This window comes from Stenotrophomonas sp. S39, from assembly GCF_016624665.1.
Lineage (GTDB): Bacteria > Pseudomonadota > Gammaproteobacteria > Xanthomonadales > Xanthomonadaceae > Stenotrophomonas.
The window spans coordinates 1-17,160 of the sequence record NZ_JACVTT010000095.1 but is presented as its reverse complement, the minus strand read 5'-3'; the positions used below and the strand labels follow the sequence as shown (position 1 = coordinate 17,160).

Genomic DNA, 17,160 nt, shown 5'->3' with positions numbered 1-17,160 from the left:
GCGACCTTCGGGTTATGAGCCCGACGAGCTGCCAGACTGCTCCACCCCGCATCAGAAGCGGAATTATGAGTGATAACTTCAAAACATGCAAGCTTTCCCTCATTCATCAAACCGGTTGGCGCCGTTTCGATGTTTGGTAGCGGGGGCAGGATTTGAACCTGCGACCTTCGGGTTATGAGCCCGACGAGCTGCCAGACTGCTCCACCCCGCATCAGAAGCGGAATTATGAGTGATAACTTCAAAACATGCAAGCTTTCCCTCATTCATCAAACCGGTTGGCGCCGTTTCGATGTTTGGTAGCGGGGGCAGGATTTGAACCTGCGACCTTCGGGTTATGAGCCCGACGAGCTGCCAGACTGCTCCACCCCGCACCGGAAGTGTTTGAACTGCTGCCCTGCTCTTTCGAGGAGGGCTACCGCAACGATGTTCTGGCTGAACCGCTGCAGTGACAACTCAGGCTGCGCATATTACACGAATCGCGCAGCTTTGTGTCAACTTTTATGCAAGATGCGCAAATGCCTGCTGGCACCAGACCATGATCGGGTTCCAGGCCAGGCCCAGGGCCAGCAGTGCCAGGGCATTCACGCCCAGCACGACGCCCAGCACGCGGTCGTTGTTGCGCGGCATGGCCTCGCCCACCGGCTCATCGAAGTACATGACCTTGATGACGCGCAGGTAGTAGAAGCAGCCGACCACGGCGCACAGCACGCCCAGGATGGCCAGCCACAGCAGGCCCCCGTTGACGGCTGCGCCGAGCACGGCCAGCTTGGTCCAGAAGCCCAGGAACGGCGGGATGCCGGCCAGCGACGCCATGATGCACAGCACCAGGCCGGCCATCCACGGGTTGCGGGCGTTCAGGCCCTTGAAGTCCTCGATGTTCTCGGCTTCAAAGCCGGCGCGCGACAGGGCGATGATCGCACCGAAGGCGGCGGTGGACATGATGGCGTAGGCCAGAGCGTAGAACAGCGCGGCGGCATAACCCTGCGCGCCACCACCGGCGATGCCCATCAGCAGGAAGCCGATGTGCGAGACGGTGGAGAACGCCAGCATGCGCTTGAGGTTGCTCTGCGCGATGGCCATCAGGTTGCCGATGACCAGCGACACGGCGGCCAGGCCGGCGATCAGCAGCTGCAGCTCGGTGGACAGCGGGCCCACGCCCATTTCCAGCAGGCGGTACGCCATGCCGAAGGCAGCCAGCTTCGGTGCCGAGCTGATGAACAGCGCGATCGGTGCCGGGGCACCCTGGTACACGTCCGGCAGCCACATGTGGAACGGCGCGGCACCCAGCTTGAAGGCGACGCCGGCGATCATGAACACCGCACCGGTGACCAGCAGCACGCGTTCCTCCGAATGCGGGATGGCGGCCTGGATGGCGTCCAGGTGCAGGCTGCCGGTGGCGCCGTAGATCAGCGACATGCCGTACAGCAGCAGGCCCGATGCCAGCGAACCAAGGACGATGTACTTCATCGCCGCTTCCGAGGCCAGGCCGCTGTCGCGGTTGCTGGCGACCAGGGCGTAGGAGCACAGGGCCAGCAGTTCCAGGCCCAGGTAGACCATCAGCAGGCTGCCGGCCGAGACAAGGATCATCATGCCGGCGGTGCCGAACAGGATCAGCACCGGGATCTCGCCCTGGAACAGGTTGCGGTCGCGCAGGTAGCGCCAGCCGTAGACCAGGGTCAGGCCGCTGAGCAGCACGATCCCGGTCTTCATCACATCCGCGGCGGTGTCGCGCACGAACATGCCGTGGAAGACCTCACCCTGCCCGCCCACGCCGGTGGCGAGCATGAACAGCACCACGGCCAGGGCAGCGACCGAGAACAGGTGGGTGACGATCTTGTTCCGGTTGCTGACGAACAGGTCGAGGATCATCAGGGCGAAGGCGCTGCCGATCAGCACCAGCTCGGGAGCGAGCGGTGGCAGGTCAGCGGCGGTCAATGGCAACAGCGGCGAGGTGGTCATCATCAAATCCTGGAATTACAGCAGCTTGCTGGATGCGATCTGCATCGCCAGCTTCGCGATCGAGGGCTCCATCAGGTCGGTCAGCGGCTTGGGGTAGATGCCCAGGGCCAGCACGCCGATGGCGAACACGGTCAGCAGCGCCCATTCGCGGCCGTTGATGTCCTTCAGCTCAGCCACGTGGCTGTTGGCCACTTCGCCGAAGAAGATGCGCTTGTACAGCCACAGGGTGTAGGCCGCACCGATGATCAGGGTGGTGGCGGCGCCCAGGGCGATCCACGGATTGCGCTGGAACGCAGCCAGGATGACCATGAATTCACCGGCAAAACCACTGGTGCCCGGCAGGCCGGCATTGGCCATGAAGAACAGCATGGCGAAGGTGGCGAACCACGGCATCACGTTGACCACGCCGCCGTAATCGGCGATGCGGCGGCTGTGCATGCGGTCGTACAGCACGCCGACGCAGGAGAACATCGCGCCGGACACGAAGCCGTGCGAGATCATCTGCACCATGGCGCCCTGCAGGCCCAGGCGGGCGGCATCGGCGTTGCCGGCTTCACGCACCAGCCACAGGGCGATGAAGGTGCCCAGGGTGACAAAGCCCATGTGCGCGATCGACGAATAGGCGATCAGCTTCTTCATGTCGTCCTGCACCAGGGCGACCAGGCCGACGTAGATCACGGCGATCAGCGACAGGGCGATGACCAGCCAGGCCCACTCGCTCGACGCATCGGGGACGATCGGCAGGTTGAAGCGCAGGAAGCCGTAGCCACCGATCTTCAGGGCAATGGCGGCCAGGATGACCGAACCGGCGGTCGGCGCTTCCACGTGGGCGTCCGGCAGCCAGGTGTGCACCGGGAACATCGGCACCTTGACCGCGAAGGCGATCAGGAAGGCGAAGAAGATCCAGGTCTGTTCCTTGGCGCTCAGCGGCAGCGCGTACAGATCGGCCAGCTGGAAGCTGCCGCCCTTCATGTACAGGTAGATCAGCGCCACCAGCATCAGCACGGAGCCGAGGAAGGTGTACAGGAAGAACTTCATCGCGGCGTAGATGCGGCGCGGGCCGCCCCAGACACCGATGATGAGGAACATCGGGATCAGCATCGCCTCGAAGAACACGTAGAACAGCATCGCGTCCGTGGCCGAGAAGATGCCGACGGTGACGCCTTCCAGGATCAGGAAGGCAGCCACGTACTGGTTGACGCGCTTGTCGATCGCGCTCCAGGCGCCCAGCAGGGCCAGCACGCCGACCAGGGTGGTCAGCAGGATCAGCGCGATGGCGATGCCATCCACGCCCAGGTTGTAGCCGATCTTGTACGCCGGGATCCACGCATGGGTCTCGACGAACTGCATGCCATCGGCAGCCGGGTTGTAGCTGCTGAGCAGCGAGAGACTCGCAACGAAGGTCAGCAGCGCCACGCCGATCGACGCCCAGCGGGCGGTCTGCGCATCACGGATCGCAAGGATCAGGGCACCGCCGAGGATCGGCAGCCAGATGAGGACACTGAGTAGGGGCCAGTTCGACACGTCTTCTTATTCCGTACAGGTCATCAACGCAGGTAATGCATCAGCACGCCCAGGAGGGCAATCAGGCCGATGATCATCGCGAAGGCGTAGTGATAGAGGAAACCGGATTGGGTACGACGCAGCACGCCGGCTGCGACGTCCACAACACGTGCCGAGAGATTGACCACGCCATCGACGATGTTGCTGTCGATCCAGCGTGCGACCTTGCCGAGCTTGACGCTGCCACCGGCGAAGCCATCGATCCACAGCTTGTCGAAGCCGTACTTGTTTTCCAGCACCGAGACCAGCGGGGCGAAGGTCCTGCGGGCCTTGCCCGACAGGTCCGGCTTCCACAGGTAGAACAGCGCGGCCAGCAGGAAGCCTGCCAGGGTCAGCCAGAACGGCGGCAGCATCATGCCGTGCAGCGCGAACGCCACCGGACCATGGAACTCCTCGCCGAGGAAGCCGACGGTGTTCTTGGCCGGATCGTAGAAATCGACGATGCCGGTGAAGAACGTGGTCGCCTGGCCCTTGATCGCCTCGTGGGCGTGGTGGCCGGCCCAGTCGGTGCCGTGCAGCATCGGGCCGATGCTGAAGAAACCGATGGCGATCGAGGGGATGGCCAGCAGGATCAGCGGCAGGGTCACCACCCACGGGGTTTCGTGCGGCTCATGCGGACCGTGGCCATGGCCGTGGTCGTCATGGGCATCGCCGTGGTGCGCGTCGGCATGATGGGCATCGGCGGCATGATGGTCGTCATGGCCGTGGTCATCATGGTGCGCATCGCGGAAGCGTTCCGGACCATGGAAGGTCATGAACAGCAGGCGGAAGCTGTAGAAGCTGGTCACCAGCACGCCACCCAGCACTGCCCAGTAGCCATAGGTGGCCACCCAGCTGTTCTGGATATGGGCGTGGATCTCGGCCGCCTCGATGATGGTGTCCTTCGAGTAGAAGCCGGAGAAGAACGGCGTACCGACCAGGGCCAGCGTACCGATCCACATGGTGATGAAGGTGATCGGCATGTACTTGCGCAGGCCGCCCATCTTGCGCATGTCCTGCTCGTGGTGCATCGCGATGATGACCGAGCCGGCACCCAGGAACAGCAGCGCCTTGAAGAAGGCGTGGGTCATCAGGTGGAACACGGCGGCCGAGTAGGCCGACACGCCCAGTGCAACCGTCATGTAGCCCAGCTGCGACAGGGTCGAGTACGCGACCACGCGCTTGATGTCGTTCTGCACGATGCCGATCAGGCCGGTGAAGAACGCGGTGGTGGCACCGATGAAGAGGATGAAGTTCAGCGCGGTCTGCGACAGCTCGAACAGCGGCGACATGCGGGTGACCATGAAGATACCGGCGGTCACCATGGTCGCAGCGTGGATCAGTGCCGAGATCGGGGTCGGGCCTTCCATCGAGTCCGGCAGCCACACGTGCAGCGGGACCTGGGCCGACTTGCCCATGGCGCCGATGAACAGGCAGATGCAGATGACGGTGGCGATCGACCAGACGACCGGCTCGCTCAGCAGCTGCATGCCGAAGACGGTGCCGTCCCAGATCTGCATCTTGGCTTCAGGGCTGGCCAGTGCGCCGGCCTGCGAGAAGACCTGCGAGTAATCCAGGGTGCCGAACACCCACAGCACGCCGGCGATGCCCAGCAGGAAGCCGAAGTCACCGACGCGGTTGACCAGGAACGCCTTCATGTTGGCGAAGATCGCGGTCGGGCGCTTGAACCAGAAGCCGATCAGCAGGTACGACACCAGGCCCACCGCTTCCCAGCCGAAGAACAGCTGCAGGAAGTTGTTGCTCATCACCAGGGTGAGCATCGAGAAGGTGAACAGCGAGATGTAGCTGAAGAAGCGCTGGTAGCCCGGGTCTTCTTCCATGTAGCCGATGGTGTAGATATGGACCAGCAGCGACACGAAGGTCACCACCACCATCATCATCGCGGTCAGCTTGTCGACCATGAAGCCGACATGGGCCGAGTACTGGCCCACTTCGAAGAAGGTGTACAGGTTCTGGTTGAACGGCTGCGCACCGCCCCAGACCAGCTGGTACAGGGTGTACATCGACAGGGCGCAGCTGATGGCCACGCCGAGGATGGTGACGGTCTGTGCGCCGAAGCGCTTGACCTGGCGACCGAACAGGCCGGCGATGATGCTGCCGAACAGCGGTGCAAGCACCACTGCGATCAACAGACTCTTGGAGAGAGTGATTTCCATCTGTGGATCAGCCCTTCAGCGAATCGACTTCGCCGACATTGATTGTGCGGCGTGTACGGAACAGGGTCACCAGGATCGCCAGGCCGATGGCGGCCTCGGCAGCGGCAACGGTCAGGATGAAGAACACGAACAGCTGGCCGGACGGATCGCCCAGCTGGCGCGAGAACCCGACGAAGTTGATGTTCACCGACAGCAGCATCAACTCGATGGACATCAGCAGGACGATGATGTTCTTGCGGTTGAGGAAGATGCCGGCAAGGCTGATGCAGAACAGCACCGCGCCCAGCGCCAGGATGTGGCCGAGAGTGATCATGCCTGGGTCTCCTCGTCGCCCGCGACCGGCTTGGTGTTGCTGTGGACCAGCGGCTTTTCAGCGTCCATCTTGACCATGCGCAGGCGCTGGCCAGCCTTGACCATCGTCTGGTCGCCCGGGTTCTGGCTCTTCACGCCGGTACGACGGCGCAGGGTCAGCATGACGGCGGCCACCACGGCCACGGTCAGGATGACGGCGGCGAACTCGAACGGCAGCAGGAATTCGGTGAACAGGCTGCGTGCCAGCCAGGTGATGTTGGACGTGTCCGCGGCCAGGGCCGCAGCGTTGTCCGCCGGGAAGGCGTTGACCGCCCTGCCCTTCACCCCGATCAGGATCAGCATCTGCACCAGCATGGCCACGGCCACGATCAGGCCGACCGGCAGGTAGCGCACCCAGCCCTCACGCAGGTTCGTGGGGTCGATGTCGAGCATCATCACCACGAACAGGAACAGCACCATCACCGCGCCGACGTAGACCAGCACCAGCGCGACACCGAGGAACTCGGCACCGACCAGCAGCCACACGCAGGCGATGGAGAAGAAGGTCAGCACCAGGCAGAGCACGGCGTGAACCGGGTTGCGCACGCTGATCACCGCACCGGCCGAAACCGTTGCCGCGATGGCGAACACCCAGAAAGCGATATTTACCCAATCCATCTCTCGACCTCAGCGGTAAGCGGCATCGGCGGCACGACGCTCGGCGATCTCGTTTTCGAGACGATCGCCAAGGGCCAGCAGCTGCGGCTTGGTAACGATGTTTTCGCCACGGTTCTCGAAGTGGTACTCGAGGATGTGGGTTTCGACGATCGAGTCCACCGGGCAGCTTTCTTCACAGAAGCCGCAGAAGATGCACTTGAACAGATCGATGTCGTAGCGGGTGGTACGGCGGGTGCCGTCCTCGCGCTTGGCCGAGTCGATGGTGATGGCCAGTGCCGGGCACACCGCTTCGCACAGCTTGCAGGCGATGCAGCGCTCTTCACCGTTGGGGTAACGGCGCAGGGCGTGCAGGCCACGGAAGCGCGGCGACTGCGGGAACTTCTCCATCGGGTACATCATCGTGTACTTCGGCTTGAAGCTGTACTTCAGCGTCAGCCAGAGACCGGCCAGCAGTTCGAGCAGCAGCAGGCTCTTGAAGTAATGGGTAATCCTGTTCATCACTTTAGACGCCCTTTTGAATCACGCCGAAGAACACCATGACGGCGGTAACCGCGATCCACAGAATGGCCAGCGGGATGAAGACCTTCCAGCCCAGGCGCATGATCTGGTCATAGCGGAAGCGCGGGAAGCTGGCACGGAACCAGATGTAGGCACTGGCGAAGAAGAAGACCTTGACGAACAGCCACGGTGCGCCGCCCTTCCAGATCCAGTCGACCAGCGGCGAGACATCACCGAAGTTGACCCAACCCTGGATCGGGCTCAGCCAGCCGCCGAGGAAGAAGATCGAGATCAGGAAGCTGATCAGGATCATGTTCGCGTATTCGGCCAGGAAGAACAGGGCGAAGGCACCGCCGGAGTATTCGACCATGTGGCCGGCGACGATTTCCGATTCGCCTTCCACCACGTCGAACGGCGCGCGGTTGGTTTCAGCCACGCCCGACACCCAGTAGATGACGAACAGCGGGAACAGCGGCAGCAGGAACCAGTCGAAGAAGCCGGAATTGCCGGCCTGCGCCATCACGATGCTGCTCAGGTTCAGGCTGCCCGACGCGATCATCACGCCGACCAGGGCGAAGCCCATCGCGATTTCGTAGCTGATCATCTGCGCCGAGGCGCGCATCGCACCCAGGAACGCATACTTCGAGTTGGATGCCCAACCGGCCAGGATGATGCCGTAGATGCCCAGGGAGGTCATCGCCAGCAGGTACAGCAGGCCGGCGTTGGCGTTGGACAGCACGATCTGCGAATCGAAGGGCACCACCGACCAGGCCGCGAAGGCCGGGGCCAGGGTGATCAGCGGTGCGAGCAGGTAGATCGCCTTGTTGGCGCTGCTCGGCTGGACCACTTCCTTGAACAGCAGCTTGAAGACGTCGGCGAAGGCCTGGAAGATGCCCATGCCCACGTACATCGGGCCGTGGCGGACGTGCATCCAGCCGATCAGCTTGCGTTCCCAGACCACGTAGAAGGCCACCGAGATGATCACCGGAACGGTGATCACCAGGATCTTCAGGATGATCCAGATCAGCGCGCCGATATCACCAAGGCCAAGCAGCCACTGGTGCAGCGGGTCGACCGCGTTCAACAGCAATTCGTTCATGCAGCCACCACCGATACGCGAGCGGCACCCAGCGGCGCGGTCGCGCCGTGGCCCGATTCAATCCAGACCGAACCCGCAGCGACGCGGGCGTCGACCACCACCGGCAGGGTGGCCTTGCCGGCATCGGTGCCGACCTTGGCCATCTGCCCTTCCTGCAGCTGCAGGCGCGCGGCATCGTCAGCGTTCAGCACGATGCGCGGGGCGTTGTTCAGCGGATGCGACTGCAGCGCCGGGGCGCGGCGGACCACCGCATCGGTGCGGTAGATCGCAGCGGTCGAAGCCACTTCCAGGCCTTCGCCGGCAACGGCCGGCTGGGCCGAGGCCGCCACGGCGACCGACACCGGCGCCAGGCTGGCACGCAGGCCGGCCAGGTCGGTGAAGTCGAAACCGGCCAGCGCCATGTCGCCGCCCAGTGCGCGCAGCACGCGCCAGCCCTCGCGGGCCTCGCCCGGCAGCTTGCCGCCGGCACGGGCCGACTGCTCGCGACCATCGAGGTTGGTCAGGGTGGCGTCGATTTCCGGCAGCGCGCCGATCGGCAGGATGACGTCGGCAACGTCGCGGGTGGAGACGCAGGCGAACTGGCTGAAGGCCACCACCTTGGCACCGACCAGCGCCTTGCGCGCGGCCGGGGCATTGGCGAAGTCCAGGCCCGGCTCGAGGCCGTACACCACGTAGGCCTGGCGCGGCTGCGCCAGCATGGTGGCCACGTCCTTGCCGGCCGGCAGCACGCCGGCGCGGGCCAGGCCCACGGCATTGGCGCCCTGCGGGATGCGGCACAGCTTGGCACCGGTAGCGGCAGCGAAATCACGCGCAGCGGCGCGGATCGCGGCGGCCTGCGGGTGGTTCTCGGCGATGCCACCGACGATCAGCACGGTGTTGGTACCGCCCTGCACGGCCGAACGCAGTTCTTCGTTGGCCAGCGCGCCGACGAACTTCGACGGGGCGACGATCTGCTTGCCGGCAACGCTGAAGGCGAAGTCGAAGTCCACCGGGTTGACGACGTGGATCTTCGCGCCCTTGGTCGTCTGCGCCTTGCGCAGGCGGGCGTGCAGCAGCGGCAGTTCGTGGCGGATGTTGCTGCCAAGAATGACGATGCGGTCGGCGCCTTCGATCTCGGCCAGCGGCAGGCCGAACACTTCGGCGGTTGCGGCGTCGGAGAAATCGCGGTTATTGATGCGGTGGTCGATGTTGTTCGAGCCCAGGCCCTTGGCCAGGCGGGCCAGCAGCGCGCCTTCCTCGTTGGAGGTCGACGGGTGCACCAGCACGCCCAGGTGGTCACCCTGGTGGGCCTTGAGGATCTCGGCGGCCGCGGCCAGGCCTTCGGCCCAGCTCACTTCCTTCCACTCGCCATTGACCTTGCGCAGCGGCTTGACCGCACGGTCTTCGCTGTACAGGCCCTGGTGCGAGTAGCGGTCGCGGTCGGACAGCCAGCACTCGTTCACGGCTTCGTTGTCGCGCGGCACGGTGCGCAGCACTTCGCCGCGACGCACGTGCAGGAACAGGTTCGAACCCATGGCGTCGTGGTAGCCCAGCGATTCGCGCGCGGTCAGTTCCCACGGGCGGGCGCGGAACTGGAACACCTTGTTGGTCAGCGCGCCGACCGGGCAGACGTCGACGACGTTGCCGGACAGCTCGGTGGTCAGCGGCTTGCCGTCGTAGGTACCGATCTGCAGGTTCTCGCCGCGGTACATGCCACCCAGTTCATAGGTGCCAGCCACGTCAGCGGTGAAGCGCACGCAGCGGGTGCACTGGATGCAGCGGGTCATCTCGGTGGCGACCAGCGGACCCATGTCCTCGTCCGGCACCACGCGCTTGCGCTCGTTGAAGCGGCTGACCGAACGGCCATAGCCCAGCGAGACGTCCTGCAGTTCGCACTCGCCGCCCTGGTCGCAGATCGGGCAGTCCAGCGGGTGGTTGATGAGCAGGAACTCCATCACCGAACGCTGGAACTTGAGCGCCGTCTCACTGCGGGTGGCGACCTTCATGCCGTCCATCACCGGGGTGGCGCAGGCCGGCGCCGGCTTCGGCGACTTCTCCACGTCCACCAGGCACATGCGGCAGTTGGCGGCGATCGGCAGCTTCTCGTGGTAGCAGAAGCGCGGAATGGAGATGCCAGCCTTGTCGGCGGCCTGGATGATCATCGAGCCCTTGGGCACGACCAGCGACTTGCCATCGATCTCGATCGTGACGTGATCGGGTGGGACGCTCGGATTTACGGGTTGCGCGCTCATGCAGCGGCTGCCTCCACCTTCTTGCCGTCAACCATCGAATGACCGTTGACGATGTAGTACTCGAACTCGTCCCAGAACTGGCGCAGGAAGCCCTGGATGGGCCATGCAGCCGCTTCGCCGAACGCACAGATGGTGTGGCCTTCGATCTGGCCGGCCACCGCCTTCAGCTGGTGCAGGTCTTCCATCGTGGCCTTGCCGGCGACGATGCGCTCCAGCACGCGGTGCATCCAGCCGGTACCTTCACGGCACGGGGTGCACTGGCCGCAGGACTCCTTGTGGAAGAACTGGCTGATGCGGCAGGCGAACTTGACGCAGCAGACGCTGTCATCCAGCACCACGACGGCGCCCGAACCCAGGCCGGAGCCCAGTGCACGGATGGTGTCGTAGTCCATCGGCAGGCCCTTCAGCTCGGCCGCGGTCAGCACCGGCATCGACACGCCGCCCGGGATCGCGCCCTTCAGGGTGCGGCCCGGACGGAGGCCACCGGCCATCGCCAGCAGGTCGTCGAAGGTGGTACCCAGCGGCACTTCGAAGTTGCCACCGTTCTGCACGCAGCCGGAGACCGAGAAGCACTTCGGGCCGCCGTTGGCGGTCAGGCTCAGGCCCTTGAACCACTCCGGACCGTTGCGGATGATCGCCGGCACCGAACCGTAGGTTTCGGTGTTGTTGATCGTCGACGGCTTGCCGTACAGGCCGAAGTTCGCCGGGAACGGCGGCTTGTAGCGCGGCTGGCCCTTCTTGCCTTCCAGCGATTCCATCAGCGCGGTTTCTTCGCCGCAGATGTAGGCGCCGGCGCCCAGGGCACCGTAGATGTCGATGTCCACGCCCGAGCCCATCACGTTCTTGCCCAGCCAGCCATTTGCATAGGCATCGGCCAGGGCCTGTTCGAAGTTCTCGAACGGCTCGTGGTGGAACTCACCGCGCAGGTAGTTGTAGCCCACGGTCGAGCCGGTGGCGTAGCAGGCGATCGCCATGCCTTCCACGACCGAATGCGGGTTGTAGCGCAGGATGTCGCGGTCCTTGCAGGTGCCCGGCTCGGATTCATCCGAGTTGCAGAGGATGTACTTCTGCATGTTGCCCTTGGGCATGAAGGACCACTTCAGGCCGGTCGGGAAGCCAGCGCCACCGCGGCCGCGCAGGCCCGAGGCCTTGACCATCTCGATGACCTGCTCCGGCGGGATCTTCTCTTCGAGGATCTTGCGCAGGGCGGCATAGCCACCGGTCTTCAGGTAGCTTTCGTACGACCACGGGGTGTCGTAATGCAGGGTGGTGTAGACCACCTGGTGCGGCAGCGGCGCGGGGCCGACCGGACCCTTGGATTCGTGGTGATGTGCCATGCCCTTACTCCAGCCCGTCCAGCAGCTCGTCGACCTTTTCCAGGGTCAGACGCTCATGGTAATGACCGTTGATGACCATCATCGGTGCACCACCGCAGCCTGCCAGGCACTCTTCCTCGCGCTTGAGGTAGACGCGGCCGTCCGGGGTGGACTGGCCGTGCTTGATGCCCAGCTTCTTCTCGCAATGGCGCACGATGTCCTCAGCGCCATTGAGCCAGCAGCTGATGTTGGTGCAGATGGCCACGTTGTTGCGGCCCACCTTCTCGGTCTCGAACATCGAGTAGAAGCTGGCGACCTCGTAGGCCCACACCGGCGGCAGGTCGAGGTACTTGGCCACGCCGGCGATCAGCTCGTCGGTCAGCCAGCCCTCGTTCTGCTCCTGGGCCGCGTGCAGGCCCTGCAGCACGGCAGAGCGCTTGCGGTCCGGCGGGAACTTGGACAGCCAGTGATCGATGTGAGCGCGCGTCTTGTCGCTCAACACCACCATCGGGTCGACGTCGCGCGCCGTCTCGAAATTACCTGTCGCCTTCATCGGCCGACCTCAGCGAAATGCATAACGTGAAATTGCAGAAACTGCGGCGCCGGCTTGCGCCGGCTGCCTGCAGCAGGCGTTGGCTTGGCAGACGTCATTACCGGTCAACCTCGCCGAACACCAGATCGTAGGTGCCGATCATTGCCACCACGTCAGCCAGCATGTGGCCGCGCACGATCGAATCGATCGAGGACAGGTGGGCGAAGCCCGGCGCGCGCAGGTGCACGCGGAAAGGCTTGTTGGCGCCATCGGAGACCAGGTAGCAGCCGAACTCGCCCTTCGGGGCTTCCACCGCCGAATAGGTTTCGCCGGCCGGGACGCAATAGCCTTCGCTGAACAGCTTGAAGTGGTGGATCAGCGCTTCCATGTCGTCCTTCATGTCCTCGCGCCTGGGCGGAGCGACCTTGAAGTTCTTCACCATCACCGGGCCCGGGTTGGCCTTCAGCCACGCCACGCACTGCTTGATGATGCGGTTGGATTCGCGCATTTCGGCCACGCGGCACAGGTAGCGGTCGTAGCAGTCGCCTTCCTTGCCCAGCGGGATGTCGAAATCGACGGCATCGTACTTGGCGTACGGACGCTTCTTGCGCAGATCCCAGGCAACGCCCGAACCGCGCAGCATCACGCCGGTCATGCCCCACTGGTGGGCCAGTTCCGGGCTGACCACGCCGATGCCGACCGTACGCTGCTTCCAGATACGGTTGTCGGTCAGCAGGGTTTCGTATTCGTCGACGCGACCCGGGAACTCGTTGGTGAAGTTCTCCAGGAAGTCCAGCAGCGAGCCTTCACGCGAAGCATTGAGCTGCTTCAGTGCCTTGCCCTTGTGCCAGCGCGATTCCTTGTACTTCGGCATGTGGTCCGGCAGGTCGCGGTAGACGCCGCCCGGACGGTAGTACGCCGCGTGCATGCGCGCGCCGGAAACTGCTTCGTAGCAGTCCATCAGCTCTTCGCGCTCACGGAAGGCGTACAGCATGACCGCCATCGCACCCAGATCGAGGGCATTGGAGCCCAGCCACATCAGGTGGTTCAGGATGCGGGTGATTTCGTCGTACATCGTGCGGATGTACTGCGCGCGTTCCGGCGCCTCGATCCCCATCAGGGTTTCGATCGAGCGCACGTAGGCGTGCTCGTTGCACATCATCGACACGTAGTCCAGGCGATCCATGTAGCCGATCGACTGGTTGAAAGGCTTGGACTCGGCCAGCTTTTCGGTACCACGGTGCAGCAGGCCGACGTGCGGGTCGGCGCGCATGATGGTTTCGCCGTCCATTTCCAGGATCAGGCGCAGCACACCATGGGCGGCCGGATGCTGCGGGCCGAAGTTCATGGTGTAGTTGCGGATTTCCTGCCGGCTCTCGGCGGCGTTGCTGGCGAAAGCTTCGCCGGCCTGGTGTACGTGGCTCACTTCACTGCCTCCTGCGCGCGCTCACCTTCTGCGGTCTGCAGACGGGCGTCGTCGCGGATCACGCGCGGCACGCCGACGCGCGGCTCCACCGAGGTGACCGGTTCGTAGATCACGCGCTTCTTTTCTTCGTCGTAGCGGACTTCGACGTTGCCGATCAGCGGGAAGTCCTTGCGGAACGGATGGCCGACGAAACCGTAGTCGGTCAGGATCCGGCGCAGGTCCGGGTGACCTTCGAAGATCACGCCGTACAGGTCGAACGCTTCGCGCTCGAACCAGTTCAGGCCCGGCCAGATGCCGGTCAGCGAGGACACCACCGGCAGTGCTTCGTCAGGGGCGAAGCAGCGCAGGTGCAACATCAGGTTGTGCTGGTAGGAGCGCAGCTGGGCGACCACGGCGAATCGCTGGGTCGGCATGTGCTGCGGGCTCGCGCCGTCGGCACCGTTCTCTTCGGTGGGGAACTCGCCCCACGCGAAACGGCCCTGGGCCTTGCCTTCGACGCCGCGGCTGAAGCCCTGCGAGGACACGTCAGCGGTGTCCCATTCGTCGGAGCCATAACCGAGGTAATCGACGCCGCAGAGATCCACGGCCTGCTCGAAACCAAACTCGTCACGCAGCGCCAGCGCGGTGGCATGCCACTCGGCGGCAGGCACCTCCAGCGTCACTTCGCCGCGGGGTTCGACCACGATGACCTTCGCACCAGCGAAACGTGCGGAGAGTCGGTCGATGAAGGATGCTTGCTCTGCCATGGGGGCTTGGCGCGCTCTTGTAGTGTGGAAGGGTCAGCGGGCGATGGTCTGTGTACGCCAGATCTTCTTCTGCAGCTGCAGGATCCCGTACACCAGCGCCTCGGCGGTCGGCGGGCAGCCCGGGACGTAGACGTCCACCGGCACCACGCGATCACAGCCGCGCACGACAGAATAGGAGTAATGGTAGTAGCCGCCGCCGTTGGCGCAGCTGCCCATCGAGATGACCCACTTCGGGTCCGGCATCTGGTCGTAGACCTTGCGCAGCGCCGGTGCCATCTTGTTGACCAGGGTGCCGGCCACGATCATCACGTCGGACTGACGCGGCGACGGGCGGAACACCACGCCGTAGCGGTCAAGATCCAGGCGCGCGGCGCCGGCGTGCATCATCTCGACCGCGCAGCAGGCAAGGCCGAAGGTCATCGGCCACATCGAGCCGGTGCGCGCCCAGTTCAGCAGTGCGTCGACGCTGGTGGTGACGAAGCCCTTTTCCAGCAGCGGGTTGTCGCCCTCCGGCCGCAGGATGTCATCAACCCGCCCTTCCGGGACCGGGTTGTTCATGAGGCCATCGAGAGTCTGAATCACTCCCATTCCAGCGCTCCCTTCTTCCAGACGTAAATGAAACCGAGGAACAGCATGCCGACGAACAGGCCCATGGTGACGAGCGAACGGGCGCCCAGCTCCATGAAGACCTGGGTCCACGGCACGATGAAGATGATTTCCAGGTCGAAGACGATGAACTGGATCGCGATCAGGTAGTAGCGCACGTCGAACTTCATGCGCGCGTCTTCGAAGGCCTCGAAGCCGCACTCGTACGGCGAGAGCTTTTCCAGATCGGGGCGGCGGGGACCGAGGAATCGACCGATCAGCATCAGCGTGATGCCGATACCGGTCGCGACGATCAGAAACAGCAGAGACGGCAAATATTCGGCCAGCACAGCGATTCTCTCTTGCCTCTGCCGCCGCGCCTGCAGGCGCTTTGGCATGGGGGAGTGGACGGGAAACGGCTGGCGCATTGCGCGCCAGGAGAACCCGCTTTACTTACAAATGGTGCCCAAGAGGGGACTCGAACCCCTACGACCTAAGTCGCTACCACCTCAAGGTAGTGCGTCTACCAATTCCGCCACCTGGGCAAACGATCACATCAGTCAGATAACCCGATGCGCCGCATATTGTAACCGTCTTCAGTCTTTCTGGGAGCCTTCCGAAGGCTTTTCTTCACCAGAAACCGAAGATTCCGCCTGAGCCGGCACAGTCGCGGCCGGAACCGGGGCGGCCGGGACCGCATCGGCCTTCGGAACGGCCGGAAGTTCACCCGCCGGAGCGGCCGGAGCGCTGGCCGCCGGGGCGGACATCAGGCCCAGGTCCTGCTCGGCCGCCGGACGGCTGCCGTGACCGGCATACCAGGCCATGAAGAGGCTGATGCCGAAGAACACCACGGCCAGCCACTTGGTCGACTTGGACAGGAAGTTGGACGCGCCACGCGCACCAAACACAGTGCCCGAGGCGCCAGCGCCGAAGCCCGAACCAGCCGCCGCACCCGAACCACGCTGCATCAGGATGAGCGCGATCATGGCCACGGCCACGAGCACGTAGACGACATTGAGGATCAACATCAGCATTGGGAATCCGCCCTCGGACAATACTTGTAGAGTTAGTTCGCAGCCGCCGCCTGCGCGATGGCCAGGAAGTCCGCGGCCACCAGGGAGGCGCCGCCAACCAGCCCACCATCGACATCCGGCTGCGCGAACAGTTCCCCGGCATTGTCGGGCTTCACGCTGCCGCCGTAAAGAATGGGCAGTGAATCAGCGATTCTAGCATCGATGCGCGCCACTTCGCCACGGATGAACGCGTGGACCTGCTGCGCCTGCTCCTTGCTGGCGGTCTTGCCGGTGCCGATGGCCCACACCGGCTCGTAGGCGACCACGGCAGTGGCGAAACCCTCGCCCCCGACCAGGGCCAGGACCGGGGCCAGCTGGGCAGCGATGACCGCCTCGGTCTGCCCGGCCTCGCGTTGTTCCAGGGTTTCACCCACGCACAGCACCGGCACCAGGCCGGCATGCAGGGCGGCGGCGAACTTGCGCGCGACCAGCTCGCTGCTTTCATTATGGTACTGGCGGCGCTCGGAGTGGCCGACCAGGCCGTAGCGGGCACCGACCTCATGCAGCATGGCGGCGCAGACCTCCCCGGTATAGGCGCCCTTCTCGTTGCTGCTGACGTCCTGGGCACCGAACACCAGGCCGGTCCCGCCGAAGTCCTCGACCAGCTCGCCCAGGTAGGGCAGCGGCGGCAGGATGACGACCTCCACCCCGGCCTTGGGCAGCCCCGCAGCCACCTGGCCCAGCAGGTCAGTGGCGAATTGACGGCTGCCGTGCAGCTTCCAGTTTCCGGCGACGATCTTGCGGCGCATGAGCGGGTGGCTCCTGTATGAAGTCAGCCGCCCATGATACCCGTTACGGGAAAAACCCGTTTGCTTGTAAGCGGTTACATGGGTTTTCAGCGAACGGCGCAGCCCCTCGTGGCAGGTCGGTTGGGTTGGGTGGGGTGGGTTGGTCGCGAACTGCCCGGTTTGATTTATTGGCTTGGCCGGGCGCGGCAGGGGCGCGGGACACGCCGTGAACCCCCTCCGGGGCCCGGCCCAGCCGCTGGCGGCTGTGCGTTCGGGCGC

The 17,160-nt window shown here is 64.4% G+C and carries 16 protein-coding genes and 3 tRNA genes; all 19 read right to left on the bottom strand.

Going from position 1 to position 17,160, the window contains the following annotated elements; all coding sequences use genetic code 11:
• Positions 1-134: 134 nt before the first annotated feature.
• The 19 genes from IAE41_RS18815 to tpiA all read right to left on the bottom strand — a co-directional run bounded on the left by IAE41_RS18815 (position 135) and on the right by tpiA (position 16,902).
• A tRNA-Met gene (locus IAE41_RS18815) sits at positions 135-211 on the bottom strand.
• Between the two features lie 83 nt (positions 212-294).
• Positions 295-371 (bottom strand) — tRNA-Met (locus IAE41_RS18810).
• 127 nt (positions 372-498) lie between these two features.
• Positions 499-1,959 carry an NADH-quinone oxidoreductase subunit NuoN gene (gene nuoN / locus IAE41_RS18805; protein WP_200734145.1) on the bottom strand — a complete coding sequence of 487 codons (1,461 nt, stop codon included), beginning with the start codon at positions 1,957-1,959 and terminating at the stop codon, positions 499-501.
• A 15-nt stretch (positions 1,960-1,974) separates the two neighbouring features.
• The gene (locus tag IAE41_RS18800) at positions 1,975-3,483 is read right to left on the bottom strand and encodes an NADH-quinone oxidoreductase subunit M (protein WP_200734144.1); all 1,509 of its coding nucleotides are present in this window, start codon (positions 3,481-3,483) and stop codon (positions 1,975-1,977) included.
• Positions 3,484-3,506: 23 nt separating this feature from the next.
• Positions 3,507-5,678, bottom strand: coding sequence for an NADH-quinone oxidoreductase subunit L (gene nuoL, locus IAE41_RS18795; RefSeq protein WP_200734143.1), 2,172 nt, complete (start codon positions 5,676-5,678; stop codon positions 3,507-3,509).
• Between the two features lie 7 nt (positions 5,679-5,685).
• Positions 5,686-5,991: an NADH-quinone oxidoreductase subunit NuoK gene (nuoK, locus tag IAE41_RS18790; RefSeq protein WP_053519917.1), complete on the bottom strand. Its 306-nt coding sequence runs from the start codon at positions 5,989-5,991 to the stop codon at positions 5,686-5,688.
• Entirely contained in the window at positions 5,988-6,647 is a 660-nt protein-coding gene (locus IAE41_RS18785; protein ID WP_200734142.1) for an NADH-quinone oxidoreductase subunit J, read from the bottom strand. The genes nuoK and IAE41_RS18785 overlap by 4 nt, the downstream gene beginning before the upstream one ends.
• A gap of 9 nt (positions 6,648-6,656) precedes the next feature.
• The gene (gene nuoI / locus IAE41_RS18780) at positions 6,657-7,145 is read right to left on the bottom strand and encodes an NADH-quinone oxidoreductase subunit NuoI (RefSeq protein WP_005410456.1); all 489 of its coding nucleotides are present in this window, start codon (positions 7,143-7,145) and stop codon (positions 6,657-6,659) included.
• Positions 7,146-7,149: 4 nt separating this feature from the next.
• On the bottom strand, positions 7,150-8,244 hold the full coding sequence (nuoH, locus tag IAE41_RS18775; RefSeq protein ID WP_200734141.1) for an NADH-quinone oxidoreductase subunit NuoH: 1,095 nt from the start codon (positions 8,242-8,244) through the stop codon (positions 7,150-7,152).
• The gene (gene nuoG, locus IAE41_RS18770) at positions 8,241-10,475 is read right to left on the bottom strand and encodes an NADH-quinone oxidoreductase subunit NuoG (protein WP_200734140.1); all 2,235 of its coding nucleotides are present in this window, start codon (positions 10,473-10,475) and stop codon (positions 8,241-8,243) included. The genes nuoH and nuoG overlap by 4 nt, the downstream gene beginning before the upstream one ends.
• A complete protein-coding gene (gene nuoF / locus IAE41_RS18765) occupies positions 10,472-11,812 on the bottom strand; it encodes an NADH-quinone oxidoreductase subunit NuoF (protein WP_079222608.1) in 1,341 nt (446 codons plus the stop codon). Before nuoF ends, nuoG begins: the two co-directional genes overlap by 4 nt.
• Before the next feature lie 4 nt (positions 11,813-11,816).
• Entirely contained in the window at positions 11,817-12,344 is a 528-nt protein-coding gene (nuoE, locus tag IAE41_RS18760; protein ID WP_079222609.1) for an NADH-quinone oxidoreductase subunit NuoE, read from the bottom strand.
• A gap of 97 nt (positions 12,345-12,441) precedes the next feature.
• Entirely contained in the window at positions 12,442-13,749 is a 1,308-nt protein-coding gene (locus IAE41_RS18755; protein ID WP_200734139.1) for an NADH-quinone oxidoreductase subunit D, read from the bottom strand.
• On the bottom strand, positions 13,746-14,495 hold the full coding sequence (locus tag IAE41_RS18750; RefSeq protein WP_079222611.1) for an NADH-quinone oxidoreductase subunit C: 750 nt from the start codon (positions 14,493-14,495) through the stop codon (positions 13,746-13,748). The genes IAE41_RS18755 and IAE41_RS18750 overlap by 4 nt, the downstream gene beginning before the upstream one ends.
• A 33-nt stretch (positions 14,496-14,528) precedes the next feature.
• On the bottom strand, positions 14,529-15,083 hold the full coding sequence (locus IAE41_RS18745; protein ID WP_079222612.1) for an NADH-quinone oxidoreductase subunit B: 555 nt from the start codon (positions 15,081-15,083) through the stop codon (positions 14,529-14,531).
• The gene (locus tag IAE41_RS18740; protein WP_079222613.1) at positions 15,074-15,430 is read right to left on the bottom strand and encodes an NADH-quinone oxidoreductase subunit A; all 357 of its coding nucleotides are present in this window, start codon (positions 15,428-15,430) and stop codon (positions 15,074-15,076) included. Before IAE41_RS18740 ends, IAE41_RS18745 begins: the two co-directional genes overlap by 10 nt.
• A gap of 110 nt (positions 15,431-15,540) precedes the next feature.
• Positions 15,541-15,625 (bottom strand) — tRNA-Leu (locus IAE41_RS18735).
• A 51-nt stretch (positions 15,626-15,676) separates the two neighbouring features.
• Positions 15,677-16,114, bottom strand: coding sequence for a preprotein translocase subunit SecG (gene secG / locus IAE41_RS18730; RefSeq protein WP_079222614.1), 438 nt, complete (start codon positions 16,112-16,114; stop codon positions 15,677-15,679).
• A 32-nt stretch (positions 16,115-16,146) separates the two neighbouring features.
• On the bottom strand, positions 16,147-16,902 hold the full coding sequence (gene tpiA / locus IAE41_RS18725; RefSeq protein ID WP_079222615.1) for a triose-phosphate isomerase: 756 nt from the start codon (positions 16,900-16,902) through the stop codon (positions 16,147-16,149).
• Between the last annotated feature and the right edge of the window lie 258 nt (positions 16,903-17,160).